Origin of the sequence: Kitasatospora phosalacinea (genome assembly GCF_000716545.1) — a bacterium.
Classification (GTDB): domain Bacteria; phylum Actinomycetota; class Actinomycetes; order Streptomycetales; family Streptomycetaceae; genus Kitasatospora; species Kitasatospora phosalacinea.
The window spans coordinates 23167-38438 of sequence record NZ_JNWZ01000029.1; the positions used below are offsets into that span (position 1 = coordinate 23167).

Annotated in this window: 15 protein-coding genes; 9 read left to right on the forward strand and 6 right to left on the reverse strand. The window is 74.0% G+C overall.

What is annotated here, in order from left to right:
* Positions 1-15 precede the first annotated feature (15 nt).
* Both OO48_RS16410 and OO48_RS16415 read right to left on the reverse strand, forming a co-directional pair.
* Positions 16-921, reverse strand: coding sequence for a carbohydrate kinase family protein (locus OO48_RS16410; RefSeq protein WP_033216806.1), 906 nt, complete (start codon positions 919-921; stop codon positions 16-18).
* Between the two features lie 81 nt (positions 922-1002).
* Positions 1003-2361, reverse strand: coding sequence for a glycosyltransferase 87 family protein (locus tag OO48_RS16415; RefSeq protein WP_063830691.1), 1359 nt, complete (start codon positions 2359-2361; stop codon positions 1003-1005).
* A gap of 258 nt (positions 2362-2619) precedes the next feature.
* On the opposite strand from OO48_RS16415, the gene OO48_RS16420 reads away from it, so the two are divergent.
* Complete coding sequence (locus tag OO48_RS16420) at positions 2620-3762, forward strand: glycosyltransferase family 4 protein (RefSeq protein ID WP_033216807.1); 1143 nt, start codon at positions 2620-2622, stop codon at positions 3760-3762.
* Between the two features lie 34 nt (positions 3763-3796).
* Here the strand turns inward: OO48_RS16420 and OO48_RS16425 are convergent, their stop codons facing one another.
* A complete protein-coding gene (locus tag OO48_RS16425; protein WP_033216808.1) occupies positions 3797-5593 on the reverse strand; it encodes an AMP-dependent synthetase/ligase in 1797 nt (598 codons plus the stop codon).
* Between the two features lie 247 nt (positions 5594-5840).
* Here OO48_RS16425 and OO48_RS16430 point away from each other — a divergent pair, with 247 nt between their 5' ends.
* From OO48_RS16430 to OO48_RS16450, 5 genes are all read left to right on the forward strand, one after another.
* A complete protein-coding gene (locus OO48_RS16430) occupies positions 5841-6272 on the forward strand; it encodes an SRPBCC family protein (RefSeq protein WP_033216809.1) in 432 nt (143 codons plus the stop codon).
* 8 nt (positions 6273-6280) lie between these two features.
* Positions 6281-7447, forward strand: a complete 1167-nt coding sequence (locus tag OO48_RS16435; RefSeq protein ID WP_342449651.1) for an ArsA family ATPase — start codon at positions 6281-6283, stop codon at positions 7445-7447.
* A 48-nt stretch (positions 7448-7495) separates the two neighbouring features.
* Complete coding sequence (locus OO48_RS41190; protein WP_033216811.1) at positions 7496-7822, forward strand: DUF5304 family protein; 327 nt, start codon at positions 7496-7498, stop codon at positions 7820-7822.
* Positions 7823-8018: 196 nt separating this feature from the next.
* On the forward strand, positions 8019-8960 hold the full coding sequence (locus OO48_RS16445; RefSeq protein WP_033216813.1) for an ROK family glucokinase: 942 nt from the start codon (positions 8019-8021) through the stop codon (positions 8958-8960).
* A 201-nt stretch (positions 8961-9161) separates the two neighbouring features.
* Entirely contained in the window at positions 9162-9968 is an 807-nt protein-coding gene (locus tag OO48_RS16450) for an endonuclease/exonuclease/phosphatase family protein (protein WP_051732205.1), read from the forward strand.
* Positions 9969-10050: 82 nt separating this feature from the next.
* Here OO48_RS16450 and OO48_RS16455 read toward each other — a convergent pair whose 3' ends face one another.
* Positions 10051-10683: a hypothetical protein gene (locus OO48_RS16455; protein ID WP_245194678.1), complete on the reverse strand. Its 633-nt coding sequence runs from the start codon at positions 10681-10683 to the stop codon at positions 10051-10053.
* A gap of 10 nt (positions 10684-10693) precedes the next feature.
* Entirely contained in the window at positions 10694-11473 is a 780-nt protein-coding gene (locus OO48_RS16460) for an alpha/beta hydrolase (protein ID WP_033216815.1), read from the reverse strand.
* A gap of 176 nt (positions 11474-11649) precedes the next feature.
* On the opposite strand from OO48_RS16460, the gene OO48_RS16465 reads away from it, so the two are divergent.
* The 3 genes from OO48_RS16465 to OO48_RS16475 all read left to right on the forward strand — a co-directional run bounded on the left by OO48_RS16465 (position 11650) and on the right by OO48_RS16475 (position 14376).
* Positions 11650-12447 carry a lysophospholipid acyltransferase family protein gene (locus OO48_RS16465; protein WP_033216921.1) on the forward strand — a complete coding sequence of 266 codons (798 nt, stop codon included), beginning with the start codon at positions 11650-11652 and terminating at the stop codon, positions 12445-12447.
* Positions 12448-12604: 157 nt separating this feature from the next.
* Positions 12605-13708 carry a MacS family sensor histidine kinase gene (gene macS, locus OO48_RS16470; protein WP_051732212.1) on the forward strand — a complete coding sequence of 368 codons (1104 nt, stop codon included), beginning with the start codon at positions 12605-12607 and terminating at the stop codon, positions 13706-13708.
* Positions 13705-14376: a response regulator gene (locus OO48_RS16475; RefSeq protein ID WP_033216925.1), complete on the forward strand. Its 672-nt coding sequence runs from the start codon at positions 13705-13707 to the stop codon at positions 14374-14376. Before macS ends, OO48_RS16475 begins: the two co-directional genes overlap by 4 nt.
* A gap of 13 nt (positions 14377-14389) precedes the next feature.
* Here the strand turns inward: OO48_RS16475 and OO48_RS16480 are convergent, their stop codons facing one another.
* Positions 14390-15268: a transporter substrate-binding domain-containing protein gene (locus OO48_RS16480; protein ID WP_033216817.1), complete on the reverse strand. Its 879-nt coding sequence runs from the start codon at positions 15266-15268 to the stop codon at positions 14390-14392.
* Positions 15269-15272: the final 4 nt, after the last annotated feature.

Here is a 15272-nt window from a genome sequence, read left to right on the forward strand (position 1 = left end):
GCGTTCGGGAGGCGCTCAGGAGGCGGCGAGCGCCCGCTCCAGGCCCGCCGCGTCCAGGAACGCGGTGTGGGTGCCCGCGACGGTGCAGGTGTACGCCCCGGCCACGGCGCCGGCCCGCATGCACTCCTCCACCGGGCGGCCCGCCAGCCGGTGGTGCAGGAAGCCCGAGACGAAGGCGTCGCCCGCGCCGTTGCTGTCCACGACCGGCGCTCCCGGGTCGACGGTCGGGAAGTGCCGGGGCGCGGCGTCGTCGCGGGTCAGCAGGAAGGCGCCGTCCGCGCCCGCGGTGGCCACCACCAGCTCGGCCCGACCCCGCTCCAGCACCGCGCGCATCGCCGCCTCCGGGCGGTTCGCCAGGCCCGCGGCGGAGAGGAACACCACGTCCGAGCGCAGGGCGTAGTGCAGGTGGTGCTCGTTGGCGCCGTCCCAGGCGTGCAGGTCGGTGGAGCTGCTGCGGCCCAGGCGCTCGATGTCCGGGTACATGTCCCGGTTGACACCGGTGATCGACAGGTGGACGTGCGCCGAGCGCTCCAGCAGCGGCAGCCAGAACTCGCGCGGCAGTCGGGCGTCGGCCGGGTGCCGGCCGTCGTAGAAGGAGAACCGCAGGCCGTCCCGGTCGACCAGGTTGACGCTGCGCGGGGTGCCGGCCGGGGCGGGCAGGTGGCTGAAGTCCAGGCCGCGGCGGGCGTACTCGGCGAGGATCAGGGCGCCCTGCGGGTCGTCGCCGAGGAAGTCGGCGAACTTGGTGCGCAGGCCGAGCGCCAGGCAGGCCAGGGCCACGCCGTTGCCGGTGTGCGCGGGGTAGTCCAGCACCGGGGGGACGCCCACCGAGTCGCGGCCCGGCGGGACCTCCAGCCGGTCCACCCGCACGATGGTGTCCACGCCGACGCCGCCGACGATCAGGATGTCGTAGTCGATCATCCGGCGATGGTGGCAGCACCGGGCCCCGCTCTGCAAGGAGTTTCAGAAACTTGCAGAAACGGGGGTCGGGGGTCGGAGGCGTCAGCCCCGGTCGGCCGGGGTGAGGTCGTCCAGCAGGTCCTGCTCGTAGGCGATGCCCGGGCGCACCGGGTACTGCGGGGCGATCTGTTCGGCCGGCAGCACCACCGTGGTCAGCGTCTCCGGGCGCCGGGTCGAGCGCCACAGCCGGTACGCCGAGAGCACCGTGCACACCACCAGCAGCAGGTTGCGGGCGGTCAGCACCAGCACCCCGCCCAGCTCGCTGTGGTTCACCGCGCCGAACATCACCGGGAACTCCACCGTGGTCAGCACCGACGCCACCAGGATCGGCACGGCCACCGGCCGCTGGCTGCTGCCCCGCACCGTCAGGCACACCGCGACCAGGCCGACCACCCAGATCATGTACTGCGGCGAGATCACCCGGCTGGTCGTGATGAAGATCAGCAGCGCGCACAGCGCCGCGTCGAAGGTGGTCGCCGACGACCAGCGGGCCGCCCGCAGCCGCCACACCAGCAGCCAGCCGAAACCCGCCACCGACAGCCCGACCATCACCTTGGAGATCACCGGCACCCACGGCCCCAGGAACTCCGTCGAGCCGTAGTTCATCGTCACGGTGCCGTGCCACGACCCGGCCAGCCGCGCGAAGTGCAGCGGCAGCGCGCCCACCGACTCGATCTCGATGCCGCGCTCCGACTGGAACTTCAGGAACTCGAACGCCCCGTTCATGCCCGCCGTCAGCAGGAAGCCCAGCGCGGCCGCGAACGCCAGCGCCGAGGTCCACACCCGCCTGGTCCGCCGCCCGCGCGGCGAGCCGATCAGCGCCAGCAGCGGCCACACCTTCAACAGCCCGCCCAGGCCCAGCAGCACCCCGCTCAGCGCCGGGCGCCGCAGCATCACCAGCAGCCCGGCGATCGCCAGCGCCGTCACGATGATGTCGTAGCGGCAGTACGCCGTCGGCCCGAGCAGCGGCACGCCCACCACCCAGTACCAGGCGCCCAGGTAGCTGCGGCCCTTGCGGACCCCGGCCCGCATCAGCAGCGCCATCGCGGCCGCGTCCACCACGCCGCAGATCACGAAGAACGACACCAGGTACGACCAGGGCAGCAGCCCCGGCGCCAGGATCACCAGCGCCGCGCCCGGCGGGTACTGCCAGGTCACGTCGTCCAGCGGGAAGGTGCCGGTGCGCAGCACCTCGTACCAGCTGTGGTAGATCACCGAGATGTCGGAACTCACGTCGCCGATCTTCACGACGTTGACGACCATCAGGATGATCAGCGTCCGGGTCGCCACCCAGCCCGCCCCCAGCGCCCACAGCGGACGGCGGCTCGGCGCGGCACCGGCCCGGGACGGCGGAGCCACCGGCTCCGCGCCGCCGGCCTTCTCGGCCTGGGCTGACTCCACTGCGCTCCTTCAGGTCGTCGCGTGCGCGTCGGGACACCGGGCGCGTCGGGGGCCCCACCGGTAAAGGACCGAAGTCCCGCCCGAAAGGTTGCGACGGTGGCCCCCACCTTCACCGAACCGTGTCCGACCGGCCCTTGCGGGCTCCGGACCCGGCCCCGCCGGAGCGCCGGACCGTGTTCCCGTTGAACGGACACGGTGACCTATCGTACGGACCACGCAAAGGTAGTCCGCGCACCCCCCGACCGAGCGAGCCGAGGCATGCACAAGACACTCATCGTCACGAACGACTTCCCGCCCAGGCCGGGCGGGATCCAGACGTTCGTCCACAGCATGGCCGTCCGGCAGCCCGCCGACTCGATCGTGGTGTACGCCTCCACCTGGAAGGACGGCCGCGCGGCCGCCGAGTTCGACGCCCGCCAGCCCTTCCGGGTGGTCCGCGACCGCACCGGGATGATGCTCCCCACCCCGCGGGTCACCCGCCGGGCCGCCGAGATCCTGCGCGCCGAGGGCTGCACCTCGGTCTGGTTCGGCGCCGCCGCCCCGCTCGGACTGATGGCCCCCGCGCTGCGCAGGGCCGGCGCCGAGCGGCTGCTCGGCATGACCCACGGGCACGAGGCGGCCTGGGCCGGGCTGCCGGTCTCCGCCCGGTTGCTGCGCCGGGTCGCGGCCCGCACCGACGTGCTGACCTACCTCGGCGAGTACACCCGCTCGCGGATCGCCCGGGCCGTCGGGCCGGCCGCCGCCCGGCGGATGGTCCAACTGCCGCCCGGCGTCGACGAGTCCGTCTTCCGGCCGGACTCCGGCGGCGACGCGGTGCGGGCCCGGCTCGGGCTCAGCGAGCGGCCGGTGGTGGTGTGCGTGTCGCGGCTGGTGCCGCGCAAGGGGCAGGACACCCTGATCCGGGCCCTGCCGCAGGTACTGGCGGCCCAGCCCGACGCGGCGCTGCTGATCGTCGGCGGCGGGCCCTACCGGGCCGAACTGGAGAAGCTGGTGGACGCGGTGGGCGTGCGCTCCTCGGTGGTCTTCACCGGCGAGGTGCCCTGGGAGGAGCTCCCGGCCCACTACGGGGCCGGCGACGTCTTCGCGATGCCCTGCCGCACCCGCCGGGGCGGCCTGGACGTCGAGGGCCTGGGCATCGTCTACCTGGAGGCCTCCGCGACCGGCCTGCCGGTCGTCGCCGGGGACTCCGGCGGTGCGCCGGACGCGGTCCGCGAGGGCGAGACCGGGTACGTGGTGCCGGGCAGGGGCGGGGAGTCGCTGCTCGCCCAGCGGCTGGTGCGACTGCTGGGCGACGAGGGCCTGCGACGCGGCATGGGCGAGGCCGGCCGCAAGTGGGTGCACGAGGCCTGGCGCTGGGACATGCTCGCGGAGCGGCTCACGGGGCTGCTGCAGGAGCGCTGAACCCGGCCGGGGCGGAACCCGGCCGGGCGCGGGGCTACTTGGTGTAGAGGCCCTCGATCTCGGCGGCGAAGTCCTTGAGGACGACGTTGCGCTTGAGCTTGAGGGAGGGGGTGAGGTGGCCGCCGGCCTCGGTGAAGGTGGTGGTGAGGAGGCGGAACTTCTTGACCGCCTCGGCGTGCGAGACGGCCTGGTTGCCGTCGTCGATCGCGGCCTGGACGGCCGCGAGCAGGTCGGGGTCCTCGCGCAGCTGCTCGACCGTCGCGTCGGCGGGCTTGCCGTTGAGGGCCTTCCAGCGGGGGAAGAACTCGTCGTCGACGGTGACCAGGCAGGCGATGAAGGGCTTGCGGTCGCCGACCACCATGACCTCGCCGACGATCGCGTGGGCGCGGATGCGGTCCTCGATCACGGCGGGGGCGACGTTCTTGCCGCCGGCGGTGACGATGATCTCCTTCTTGCGGCCGGTGATGGTCAGGTAGCCCTCGTCGTCGAGGGTGCCGAGGTCGCCGGTGGCGAACCAGCCGTCGCGCAGCGCCTCGGCGGTGGCGGCGGGGTTGTTCCAGTAGCCGGTGAACACCTGCGGACCCTTGAGCAGCACCTCGCCGTCCTCGGCGATCCGGATCGCGGAGCCGGGCAGCGGCTGGCCGACGGTGCCGATCTTGGGCTTGTCGTCCGGGTTGAAGGCGGTGGCGGCGCAGGACTCGGTGAGGCCGTAGCCCTCCAGGACGGCGAAGCCGATGCCGCGGTAGAAGTGGCCCAGCCGTTCGCCGAGCGGGGCGCCGCCGGAGATGGCGGTCTTGCAGCGGCCGCCGAGGGCGGCCCGGAGCTTGCCATAGACCAGCTTGTCGAAGACCGCGTGGCGCAGGCGCAGGCCGAGCGAGGGACCGCCGGCGTCCAGGGCGCGGCTGTAGGCGACGGCGGTGTCGGCGGCGCGGTCGAAGATCCTGCCCTTGCCGTCGGCCTGGGCCTTGGCGCGGGCGGTGTTGTAGACCTTCTCGAACACCCTGGGGACGCCGAGGATCAGGGTCGGCTTGAAGGAGCCGAGCTCCTCGGTGACGTTCTTGATGTCGGAGACGTGGCCGAGCTTGACCGGGGCGATGGCGGCGGCGATCTCGGCGATCCGGCCGAGCACGTGGGCGAGCGGCAGGAACAGCAGGACGGAGGACTCGCCGGTGCGGAACAGCTCGGGCATCCGGGCGGTGACGTTGCCCAGTTCGGAGAGGAAGTTGCCGTGGGTGAGCTGACAGCCCTTGGGACGGCCGGTGGTGCCGGAGGTGTAGACGATGGTGGCGATCGAGTCCGGCCCGGCCAGCACCCGGCGCCCGGCGATCACCGCGTCGTCCACGCCGGCGCCGGCCAGGGTGAGCGCGGCGATGCCGTCCCGCTCGATCTGCCAGGTGTGCTTCAGCCCGGGCAGGGAGCTGCGGACCTCCTCGACCACGGCGGCGTGGGCGTCGGTCTCGGTGACGACGGCGAGCGCGCCGGAGTCGCCGAGGATCCACCGCACCTGCTCGGCGGAGGAGGTCTCGTACACCGGGACGGTGACCGCGCCGGCGGTCCAGATCGCGAAGTCGAGCAGCGTCCACTCGTAGCGGGTGCGGGACATCACGGCGACCCGGTCGCCCGGGCCGAGGCCGGCGGCGACCAGGCCCTTGGCGACGGCGTGCACCTCGGCGAGGAACTGGGCGGCGGTGAGGTCCTGCCACTGACCGGCGGACTTGCGGCTGAGCACAGCGACGCCCGGGTGCCGCTCCGCGTTCTGGTGGACCAGGTCGGCGAGGTTGCCGTCGCTCGGGACCTGGTAGCGGGCCGGAAGGCTGAACTCGTCGAGCAAGACTGCTCCTCGTCTGCGACGCTGCGGGACGACTGGACGTTACTGCCGGGTAGGCACGTTCGACCAGGGGGGTCGGCCCCGGTGTTCCGATCGTCACACCGCAGGTCGGAAGTGGGGCGGGTCGAATCGAACCCTACGGCAGCGCGGAGGTGACCCGCCGGTAGGTGCCCGCGCGGGAAGCGCGCGGCCCCGCCCGCGATAGCCTCTGCTGGGCGCACAGCAGCACAGGGAGATCGCGGAGGCCGCAATGGCGGAGCACACCAGGTCGAGCATTGTCATCGACGCCACCCCGGCCGAGGTCATGGCGGTGATCGCCGACTTCGCCGCCTACCCGCAGTGGACCGGCGAGGTCAAGGAGATCGACGTCCTGGAAGCGGGCCCCGACGGCCGCGCCGCCAGGGTGCGGCTGCTGCTGGACGCCGGAGCCATCCGCGACGAGCACACCCTCGCCTACACCTGGGACGGCGACCGCGAGGTCAGCTGGACCCTGGTCAGCAGCCAGATGCTGCGGGCCCTGGACGGCTCGTACGCGCTCGCGCCCGCCGGCAAGGGCACCGAGGTCACCTACCAGCTGGCCGTGGACGTCAAGATCCCGATGCTCGGCATGATCAAGCGCAAGGCCGAGAAGGTCATCATCGACCGGGCACTGGCCGGACTGAAGAAGCGCGTGGAGGGCTGACCGGGCCCGTGGCCATCCGCACCGTACTGGTCAGCGGCCCGGAATCCGGCCGGATCGCCGCCGCCACCGCCCTGCACCACGCCCGACGGGGCAGCGACACCCTGCTGCTCGCCGCCGACGACCCGCACCGCGCCGTCGACGACCTGCTCGGCGTCCGGCTCGGCCCCGAACCCGTCGGACTGGAAGCGCGCCTGGCCGCCGTCCGGCTCGACGAGCAGGCCGCCTTCCGCGCCGCCCTCGACGGCTGCCGCGACCGGCTCGCCCCCGCCCTCGACCTGATCGGCGCCCAGCCGCTCGACCCCGAGGAACTCGCCCCGCTGCCCGGCACCCGCGCCCTCGCCCTGCTGCGCGAACTGCCCCGGGCCAAGGCCGAGGTGCTGGTGGTCGCCGCCCCGCCACCCGCCGAACTGATCGCCACCCTCGCGCTGCCCGCCCAACTGGAGCGCTACCTCGCCCGCTTGCTGCCCGAACAGCGCCAGGCCGCCCGCGCGCTGCGCCCGCTGCTGGCCAACCTGGCCGGCGTCCCGATGCCCACCGACCGGCTGTTCGAGGCCCGGGCCGCCGCCTCCGCCGCGCTCGCCGAGGCCGCCGCCGCGATCTCCGCCCCCGGCACCACCGTCCGCCTGGTGCTGGACGCCGCCCGCCCCGCGCCCCGCGCGCTGGCCCGGATCCGGGCCGGACTCGCCCTGCACGGCCTCCCGCTGGACGCCGTGGTCGCGCACGGCGCGCTGCCCGCCGCCGCGGCCGGCTCCGCCGACCCCTGGCTGGCCGCGACCGCCGCCCGGCAGGACGGGCAACTCGCCGAGGTCGCCGAACAGTTGGGCGAAGTGCCGGTGCTGGTAGCCCGGCAGCCCGACGGCGGCCTGGAGCAGCTGGCCGAACGGCTCTACGCCGCCGGGGACCCGCACCCGCCCGCCCCCGCCGAGCCCCGGGTCGAGGACCTGCTCGCCGCCGAGAACCGGCTCGTCTGGCACCTGCCGCTGCCCGGCGCCGACCGGGGCGAGCTGGAACTGCTGCGCCGCGGCGACGAGTTGGTGATCGGCGTCGGAGGTTACCGGCGAGTCCTGGCACTCCCGTCCGGTCTGCGCCGTTGCACGGTCAGCGGGGCCGGACTGGCGGACGGGGTGCTGTCGGTGCGGTTCACGCCCGATCCCGCGCTCTGGCCGCGCGGATAGCGGGCAAGCGGGTACGCACGGTCGGCCTGACGGATGAGGAGTGGCGCGGTGAGCACCGGACAGCAGCAGGAGCAGGGACAGGGTTCCGACCAGGACCAGGAGCGGGAGCGGCCGGGCGCGGCGGGGGAGTTCGCGCCGCTGGTCGAGGAGGTGCGCAAGTTCGCCACCGCGCTGGGCGTCAAGGCCGTGGAGATCGGCGGCCGGCTGCGCGAGTCCAACCCCGAGGTGTACGGCCACCTCGCGGCCGCCGGCGGTGAGCTGCTGGCCGCCTACCGGGCCGCCGTCACCGGGCACGAGCGGAGCTGGTCCGCGCCCCAACACGCCGAGGCCGAGCGGGTGGACCTGGACGGGCCCGCAGGGGCGTCCGACAAGTAATCAACCCGGTCGAGCAGGGCTGTCACACTGCGGCCCCGACCAGTTACCGAACGGTACCGTTGGTATGACTTCTGAAGGCACCATGACCAATGGGTCTGGAATTGCCTTCGAATAATGTACGCCTGACTGTATACGTGGGTACCCCCCAGCGGGTACGGTTCCGCTGAGCGGGAACGAGTGAATAGCTGAGGGACACATGGCTCTGACCATCGGCGTGGACGTCGGCGGTACCAAGATCGCAGCAGGCGTGGTCGACGAGTCCGGCGAGATTCTGGCCAAGACCCGGGTGCCGACCCCGGCCGACCCCCAGTGGGCGGTCGACGCGATCGCCCAGGGCGTACGGGAGTTGAAGGAGCAGTACCCCGACGTCGCCGCGGTCGGCGTCGGCGCCCCCGGGTTCGTCAACCGGGACCGCTCCACCGTCCTGATGGCGCCCAACATCGCCTGGGAGAACGAGCCCCTCAAGCAGCGCGTCGAGGAACTCACCGGCCTGGAGACCGTCGTCGAGAACGACGCCAACTGCGCCGCCTGGGCCGAGTTCCGGTTCGGCGCCGCCGCCGAGTACGAGGACATGGTCCTGATCACCGTCGGCACCGGCATCGGCGGCGGCATCGTCCTCGACGGTCGGCTGCACCGCGGCCGGTTCGGCGTGGCCGGCGAGATCGGCCACCTGAACATGGTCCCCGACGGCCTGGAGTGCGGCTGCGGCGGCCACGGCTGCTGGGAGCAGTACGGCTCCGGTCGGGCGCTGCGCCGCTACGGCCGCGAGCGCGCCGCCGCCGACCCGATCGCCGGCAAGCGGATGCTCGAACTCAACGACGGCGTCGCCGAGACGATCCGCGGCATCCACATCACCGAGGCCGCCGAGGAGGGCGACGCGCTGGCGCTGTCCTGCTACGCGGAGCTCGCCGACTGGCTCGGCCGCGGCATGGCCGACCTCGCCGCGCTGTTCGACCCGGGCGTCTTCGTCCTCGGCGGCGGCGTCTCCGACTCCGGCCACCTGCTGCTCGACCCGGTCGCGGCGAGCTTCCAGCAGTACCTGACCGGCGGCCCGGCCCGGCCCCGCGCCAACGTGGTGCTGGCGTCGATGGGTTCGGCCGCGGGCATCGCGGGCGCGGCGGACCTCGCGCGGATCTAGCCTCCGGCACCGGAACGCGAACGGGAGCACGAGCGCGCGGCGGGGCCGCGACGGACCGGCAGGTCACTGCCCCGTCGCGGCCCCGCCGCGCGCCCGCCTCCTGCCGCCGGCCTCGCCCCGCGCCCCGGGTGCACGCTTCGCGCCCGGTGTCTGCACGTTTCCGCAACCCTCCACCGCGCCCGTCCTGTTACTGTCGGTCAGGTGACGGACACTGATGTTGCGTTGGCCTCGTCCGGGGCGGAGCCGGACGGGGCGCGGCGGGTGCGGGTGCTGAGTTACAACGTGCGGTCGCTGCGGGACGACCGGGCCGCGGTGGCCCGGGTGATCCGGGCGTGCGAACCGGACGTGGTGTGCGTGCAGGAGTCGCCGCGGTACTGGAAGACCGAGAAGGCGGCGGCCTGGCTGGCGCACAGGACCGGGCTGGTGATCCTGGCCGGGGGCGGGCGGGTGGCGGCGGGGCCGCTGCTGCTGGGCAACCTGCGGGTGGACCTGCTGGAGCTGCGGGACGTACTGCTGCCGAAGACCCGGGGGCTGCACGCGCGCGGGTTCGCGAGCGCGCTGCTGCGGATCGGCGGGAGCCGGCCGTTCTCGGTGACCAGCTGCCACCTGAGCCTCGAACCGACCGAGCGGCTGCGGCAGTTCGACCTGCTGCGCGGCCAACTGCGGCCGGGGGAGCCGGGGGTGATCGCCGGAGACTTCAACGAGCCGCCCGAGGGCCCCGGTTGGCGCGCGCTCGCGGCCGAGCTGACCGACGCGCACGCCAAGGCGCCCTGGGGCGGGACGTACACCTCGGTGCCGAAGCTGCCCTACCAGCGGATCGACGGGGTGTTCACCACGCCGGACGTCGAGGTGCTGGGCTGCGGCGTGCCGTACCCGCTGCCTGGAGTCTCGGAGGCGGACCTGCGCGCGGCCACCGACCACCTGCCGGTGCTGGCGGCGCTGCGGATCCCCGCGCCGGAGCGAGCCGAGGCGGAACGAGCCGCGCCGGAGCGAGCCGAGGCGGAGTGATCCCAGGCGGAGTGGCCCGGACCGGAGCCGACCGCGTCGGCGCCCGGGCGGACGCCCGAACCCCCGCGCACGGTACGGCCGTTCAGACGACCGCGCCGCCGTTCGGGTCCTCCGGCTCGTCCTCGTCGCGGTCCTTCATCCGGGCGACCAGGGTGCCGAAGCCGCCGAGGAAGGCCAGCAGACCGACCCAGGCCGGCCAGCCGGAGACCTCGTGCCAGACCACCGCGTCGAACAGCAGCAGCGCGGGGCCGCCCAGCACGGCCAGCCAGGCGAACTTGGCGGTGGTGTCGGCGGGGGGCAGCGGCGGCGGCTCCGGCGGGACGAAGTGGCCCTCGTCCGGGTCCTCGGCGGGGGTGTGGTCGCGCGGCCCGTCGCCTGGGCGGGGGACGGGGCGCGGGGTGAAGTCGCCCAGGCCGCCGTTGGTCGTGGTGGGCGCCGTCGGGCCGGGCCGCTGCTCCCGCTCGCCGCGCGCCCGCAGGTTCTCGGCCTCGGGCCAGGCCGGGTCGGTGAGGTCGACCGGGTCGTCGAACTGGGCGACCAGCGCGGCGAAGATCGCGTCCTGCTCGGCCTGGCTGCCCGCGGCGGGACGGCGCGGCGCGGCCGGCGCGGTCGCGGCCCCGGCGCCCTCCGGTTCGGCCGGCTTGGCCGCCCCGGCGTCCTCGCGGGCCTCGCGGGGCAGGTCCTCGTCGTCGTTCGCCTTGCTGGTCTCGTTCACATTCGGCCTTTCAGCCCGAGTGGGTACCGGCATCGACCGCCGCTGCCGGGGCCAGCCGCCGGACGAAGTCGAGGCTCGCCCCGAAGACCAGACCGGCGTCGTGGTCCAGCGTGGCCACGTGGAAGCTGCGCGTCAGCGGCAGCTCCGTCACATCGGTCGAGGATATCCGGGCGAGCACCATGGCCGAGTTGCGCGGCGAGACCACGTGGTCCTGCGGACTGTGCATCAGCAGAACCGGCTGGGTGACCGCCGGCATTCCCGCCCCGGCCTCCTTCCACAGCCGGGCCAGCGACCAGGCGGCGTGCAGCGGGACGCGGTCGTAGCCGACCTCGGTGGCGCCGGGGAGGGCGATGTCGCCCGCCACGCCGGGGAGGGACGGCAGCAGGTGGCGCAGCAGGGGGAGGAGTGCCGTCGCGGGGTTGTCGGAGCGCACCGACGGGTTGACGAGCACCAGCCCGGAGACCCGGTCGCCGTGCTTCGCGGCGAGCCGCAGGGCCAGCGAGCCGCCCATCGAGAGCGCGCAGACGAAGACCCGCTCGCAGGCGGCGGCGAGTTCCTCGAAGGCGGTCTCGGCGGTGGCGTACCAGTCCTCCCAGCGGGTGGCCTGCAGGTCCTGCCAGCGGGTGCCGTGGCCGGGCAGCAGCGGGACGGAGACGGTCAGGCCGGCGTCGGCGAGGTGTTCGGCCCACGGGCGCATGGACTGCGGGGAACCGGTGAAACCGTGAATCAGCAGCACACCGACCGGACCGCCCGCTCGGCGGTACGGCTCGGCTCCCGGCAGCAGCGGCATGCGGTACTCCTGGAGGTGCGGGCAGGGTGAGGGTGGATCGATGGTCCCACGGGCGCGATGCGCCGTACAGGGGCCCGGTGCGGGGGCGGACGGTTCGCCGGTGCACCGGGCGGCAGACGGGGGCATTAGGATCGTCCGGTCCGCACCACAGGAGGCCCCGGTTGTTCTACCGACTGATGAAGATGATCGTCGCGCCGCTGCTGCGGATCTTCTTCCGGCCGTGGATGGAGGGCGAGGAGAACATTCCGGACGAAGGTCCGGCCATCCTCGCCAGCAACCACCTTTCGTTCTCCGACTCGTTCTTCCTGCCGGCGCTGCTCAAGCGCCGGGTGACCTTCATCGCGAAGGCCGAGTACTTCACCACGCCCGGCATCAAGGGCCGGCTGACCGCCGCGTTCTTCAAGGGCGTCGGCCAGCTCCCGGTGGACCGCTCGGGCGCCCGCGGCGCCGGTGAGGCGGCGATCCGCAGCGGCATCGCGGTGGTCGAGCGGGGCGAGATCTTCGGCGTCTACCCGGAGGGCACCCGCTCGCCCGACGGCAAGCTGTACCGCGGCAAGGTCGGCGGCCTGGCCCGGGTCGCGCTGGCCACCGGCGCGCCGGTGATCCCGGTCGCGATGATCGACACCGAGAAGGTGCAGCCGCCCGGCCAGGTGATGCCCAACTTCGGCGTCCGGCCCGGCATCCGGATCGGCCGCCCGCTGGACTTCTCCCGCTACCAGGGCATGGAGAACGACCGGTTCATCCTGCGCTCGGTCACCGACGAGGTGATGTACGAGATCATGCGGCTGTCCGGCCAGGAGTACGTGGACATCTACGCGACCGCCGCCAAGCGGCAGCTGGCCGAGGAGAAGAAGGCCGCGGACGCCGACCGCAAGGCGCAGCAGAAGGCCGAGAAGGCCGAGAAGGCGGAGGCCGAGAAGGCCGGAGCCGAGGGGAAGGCCGCGGCGGACGAGCAGAAGGACGACGGGGCCTGACGGCCCGTCACCACAGGGGGGGCTCGGGATGGAGGACCACAGACCCGTCGTCGGGACGGTGGAGGAGCGCGGACCCGCCGCCGCGCCGCGCCGCGCGCCGGAACGGGCGGGCGGGCCGGTGCCGGCCGGGCCGGCGGCGGCCGTGGTGGCCGGCGGGATGTCGGTGGAGCTGCCGCTGTGGCGCGCCATCGGCTACTTCCGGGTGCTCGCGCTGGCGTACGCGGTGCTGCGCTACCTCACCGCGTACCGGGAGTTCCTGCACCCGGTGTCCGGCTGGATCTTCCTGGGCGCGCTGAGCCTGTGGACGCTGGCCTCCACCCGGGCGTTCGCCGGGCCGCAGCGGTGCACCTGGCCGGTGCTGGGCACCGACCTGACGGTCGCGGTGACCGGCATCGTGATGAGCGGGATCATCGACACCCCGGCCCGGATCCACGCGGGCGCGCCCACCCTGCCGACCATCTGGGCGGCCGGCACCGTGCTGGGCTTCGCCGGCCGGGGCGGCTGGCGGGCGGCCGCGTTCGCCGGGGCGGTGATCGGCACGGCCAACATCCTCGGGCACGGCGGGATCAGCCCCGACAACCTGCACAACATCGTGCTGCTGCTGGTGGCCGGCTGCGCCATCGGCTACGTGATCGAACTGGCCCGGGCCAGCGAGGCGGTGCTCACCCGGGCGCTCCAGGTGGAGGCCGCCACCCGGGAGCGCGAACGCCTCTCCCGGGACATCCACGACGGGGTGCTGCAGGTGCTCGCCCTGGTGCACCGCCGGCAGGGCGACGCCGCCGAACTCGGCCGCCTGGCCGGCGAGCAGGAGCGCGCGCTGCGGGCCCTGATGGCCGGGCAGGCGGCCGAGCCGGACGAGCCGGGCGGCGAGCGGGACCTGCGCCCGCTGATCTCCCGGCACGCCGACGAGCGGATCACCGTCGCCGCGCCCGCCACGCCCGTCCTGCTGCCCGCCGCGGCCGCGTCCGAACTGGCCGCCGCGGTCGCCGCCGCGCTCGACAACGTCCGCCGGCACGCGGGGGAGTCGGCCCGGGCCTGGATCCTGGTCGAGGACGAGCCGGAGGCGGTCACCGTGTCGGTGCGCGACGACGGCCCCGGCTTCCCGGCCGGGCGGCTCGCCGAGGCGCAGCGCGACGGCCGGCTCGGGGTCGCGCAGTCGATCCGCGGCCGGATGCTCGACCTCGGCGGCAGCGCCGAGCTGTACTCGGCGCCCGGGGAGGGCGTCGAAGTGGAACTGCGGTGGCCGAGGAGCGGGGCATGACGACTGACCAGCCGGTGCGCGTGATGGTGGTGGACGACCACCCGATGTGGCGCGACGGGGTGGCCCGGGACCTGGCGGAGGCCGGGTTCGCCGTGGTGGCCACCGCCGGGGACGGCGAGGAGGCGGTGCGCCGGGCCCGGGCCAGCACCCCGCAGGTGGTGGTGCTGGACCTCAACCTGCCCGCGCTGTCCGGCGCCGAGGTGTGCCGCCGGGTGGTGGCCGCCGACCCGGCGGTGCGGGTGCTGGTGCTGTCCGCCAGCGGCGAGCACGCGGACGTGCTGGAGGCGGTGAAGTCCGGGGCGACCGGCTACCTGGTGAAGTCGGCGGGCCGGGAGGAACTGCTCGACGCGGTGCGCCGCACCGCCGTCGGCGACCCGGTGTTCACCCCCGGCCTGGCGGGCCTGGTGCTCGGCGAGTTCCGCCGGCTGGCCGCCGAGCCGGGCGCCCACGCCGAGCCGGCCGCGCCGCAGCTGACCCCGCGCGAGACCGAGGTGCTGCGGCTGGTCGCCAAGGGCCTGTCCTACCGGCAGATCGCCGACCGCCTGGTGCTCTCGCACCGCACCGTGCAGAACCACGTCCAGAACACCCTGGGCAAGCTGCAGCTGCACAACCGGGTCGAGCTGGTCCGGTACGCGATCGAGCAGGGGCTGGACGAGGAACTGGGCTGAGCGCCGCCGGAGTTCAGGCCGAGCAGCGGTCCCCGGCGGAGGTGGTGACCGGCTTGAAGGTGTCGCGCAGCTCCTTGTCGGTGAAGTCCGGGCCGAAGCCGAAGGAGGTGCGCAGCGCGTTCATCCAGTCCGGGTCCTGCAGGTAGTCGTTGATGGCCCCGCGCAGCAGTTCGCAGGCCTTCTGGTGGCCCTTGGGCAGGACCATCATCAGGAACTGGGTCTTGCCGATGTGGGCGTCCCGGGCCACCCGGTAGGCGCGCCGGCCGCCGCTGCCGGAGTTGACGGCGACGCCCTGCAGCACCAGGTAGTCGGAGAGCACCGCGTCGGCGGTGTCGTCGTCGACCCGGTCCAGGCACTCCTTGAGGTTGGCGCCGGTGACGGTCACCCGGGGGCCGATGTCCTTGAGCTGGGCCTCGGCGGTGGTGCCGCCGCTCACGCACACCCGCAGCGGCTTCAGGTCCTCGGACTTGGCGACCGTCCGGGTGTCGTCGGCCTTCAGCAGCACGCCCAGCGGGGTCTGCAGGTAGGGGCCGGCCAGGTCGTAGTCCCGTTTGAGGCTGTCGCGCTCGGAGATGTCGGCGACCACCAGGTCGACCTTGTTGTGGTTGGCCTTGCCGTCGGTGAGGGCGTCCTCCCAGTTGGCGGTGGTCACCGTCAGCGAGGTGTACTCGATCTTGCGGGAGCCGAGCACCCTCATCGTCAGGTGCGGCTCGAAGCCGTCGTACACCCCCTTGTCGGTGAACTCGGACATGCCGGGCCGGTCGGTCTTGAAGCCGACCTTGACCGGCAGGCCGTCGAACGGGGACTTCTCCTGCCCGCCGGAGCAGCCGGACGCGGCGGTGCCGAGCAGGAGCAGGCCGGCCGCCAGGCGGGCGGGGCGCGGGACGTGCACGGGG

Coding starts and splice junctions, on each gene's coding strand:
- OO48_RS16475 (WP_033216925.1), top strand. CDS start 13,705: ATGACGACTGACCAGCCGGTGCGCGTGATGGTGGTGGACGACCACCCG.
- OO48_RS16445 (WP_033216813.1), top strand. CDS start 8,019: ATGGCTCTGACCATCGGCGTGGACGTCGGCGGTACCAAGATCGCAGCA.
- OO48_RS16410 (WP_033216806.1), bottom strand. CDS start 921: ATGATCGACTACGACATCCTGATCGTCGGCGGCGTCGGCGTGGACACC.
- OO48_RS16465 (WP_033216921.1), top strand. CDS start 11,650: ATGAAGATGATCGTCGCGCCGCTGCTGCGGATCTTCTTCCGGCCGTGG.
- macS (WP_051732212.1), top strand. CDS start 12,605: ATGTCGGTGGAGCTGCCGCTGTGGCGCGCCATCGGCTACTTCCGGGTG.
- OO48_RS16460 (WP_033216815.1), bottom strand. CDS start 11,473: ATGCCGCTGCTGCCGGGAGCCGAGCCGTACCGCCGAGCGGGCGGTCCG.
- OO48_RS16420 (WP_033216807.1), top strand. CDS start 2,620: ATGCACAAGACACTCATCGTCACGAACGACTTCCCGCCCAGGCCGGGC.
- OO48_RS16430 (WP_033216809.1), top strand. CDS start 5,841: ATGGCGGAGCACACCAGGTCGAGCATTGTCATCGACGCCACCCCGGCC.